Source organism: Polaromonas sp. P1_G2 (assembly GCF_056405515.1).
Genome location: NZ_JBFUBY010001382.1, coordinates 1 through 412, shown reverse-complemented (window position 1 = coordinate 412; position 412 = coordinate 1). Strand labels below are relative to the sequence as shown.

The 412-nt window shown below is 68.9% G+C and carries 1 protein-coding gene; it reads left to right on the top strand.

Annotation, left to right across the window (positions count from 1 at the left end):
* On the top strand, positions 1-412 hold a 412-nt coding region (locus tag AC1D0P_RS30670), incomplete at both ends, for a sensor histidine kinase (protein ID WP_477680179.1).

The window sequence follows — 412 nt, the reverse complement described above, 5'->3', positions numbered from 1 at the left end:
CGCCAATGCCGCGCATCAGCTGAGAACACCGCTGGCACTGCTCTCCACCCAGGCGAGCGTCGCGGCCCGCGAGGACGATGCCGTCAGGCGCGACGAGGCCCTGCAGGCGCTGCGCGACAGCACCCGCCAGGTGGCACGGCTTGCCAGCCAGTTGCTTACCCTCTCCCGCGCCGAACCCGGCAGCCGCCGGCCGAGGCAGGACCGGATCGAGCTTGTGGAAACCGCGCGCAAGATCCTGGCCGACCATGCCGAGACCGCACTTGCCCAGGAGATAGATCTCGGGCTGGAAGCGGACATGTCCGCGACCGTCGTCGGCGACGCCACCATGCTCAGGGAAATGATCGTCAACCTCGTCGACAATGCCCTGCGCTATACGCCCCCGGGCGGAAGGGTGACCGTCACGGTGTCCCGC